Source organism: Prevotella amnii CRIS 21A-A (genome assembly GCF_000177355.1).
GTDB classification, from domain to species: Bacteria; Bacteroidota; Bacteroidia; order Bacteroidales; family Bacteroidaceae; genus Prevotella; species Prevotella amnii.
This window is the reverse complement of record NZ_ADFQ01000006.1, coordinates 1-849: the sequence shown is the minus strand read 5'-3', so window position 1 is coordinate 849 and position 849 is coordinate 1. Positions and strand designations below refer to the sequence as shown.

The 849-nt window shown below is 37.2% G+C and carries 3 protein-coding genes; all 3 read left to right on the top strand.

Annotated elements, in window-relative coordinates:
* A partial coding sequence (locus HMPREF9018_RS01075; RefSeq protein ID WP_039863895.1) for a hypothetical protein occupies positions 1-227 on the top strand: 227 nt, incomplete at its 5' end.
* Positions 224-445 (top strand): hypothetical protein, encoded by a 222-nt coding sequence (locus HMPREF9018_RS01070; protein WP_008446862.1) that lies wholly within the window; start codon positions 224-226, stop codon positions 443-445. The genes HMPREF9018_RS01075 and HMPREF9018_RS01070, both read left to right, overlap by 4 nt.
* A gap of 16 nt (positions 446-461) precedes the next feature.
* Positions 462-849, top strand: a 388-nt coding sequence (locus tag HMPREF9018_RS01065) for a hypothetical protein (protein ID WP_039863893.1), incomplete at its 3' end; no start/stop codon positions are given.

Genomic DNA, 849 nt, shown 5'->3' with positions numbered 1-849 from the left:
TTGAAAAGTTTAAGGACAAGGTAGACTGGAAAGAAGTGTCAAGCATTATTAGCGGAATATGGTCTATTCAGTTGTTGGAGCGATTTGAAGAATACCTCTGTTGGGATATATTATCAAGTAACCCTAGTCCTGAATTACTTCAAGAAGATATTTTTGATAGGTTTATCGATCATTGGAATTGGTTCAATCTAACTAATAATTTTCAGATAACATGGAGTATAGAATGATCGACAAATACGCCGATTACTTAGATTGGAAAACTTTGTTGGATCGCTTGGAAAGGTTGTTCTTCGATTATTCTATCGACCCGTTTAAGTTTTATGATCGTTATAAAAAATATATTCCACTAGACCATCTTCCCAAAACTGAATTATGGGTAGCTATGCGTAAAGAGGTAGTGAAGGAAGAGTATAGCAAAATAATGCAACAGATTAATACTTTATAGCTTCAATCTTATGTATATGGAAAAATATCTTACGGTATGTGGAATTGGTAATGGTGGTGGTATCATTGTCGATAGTATTTATCAGCAATATGCGGTAAGCGATGAAAACGCATGGCAAAACAGTGGCATCGACATTATGGCTATAGGTAACGCTTGGGACTTAAAAGAGCTAAATGTAATCAATAAGGTGAAAGGAAAAGTAGCTCAGATTTCCTTTGCTCGTATTACTGTTTTCATTGCTTGTTTGGGTGGCGACACCATGCCTGCGCTTTTACCTTATTATATAGAGATGGCTAAGCAGCAAAAGAGCCGTGTGCTGGTGTGCTTTACTTTGCCCTTTGCCGTTGAAGGTAGGGAGAGGATGCAAAAAGCATATCATGACTTTGAACTGTTGCGCAATGCTG

Coding starts and splice junctions, on each gene's coding strand:
- HMPREF9018_RS01070 (WP_008446862.1), top strand. CDS start 224: ATGATCGACAAATACGCCGATTACTTAGATTGGAAAACTTTGTTGGAT.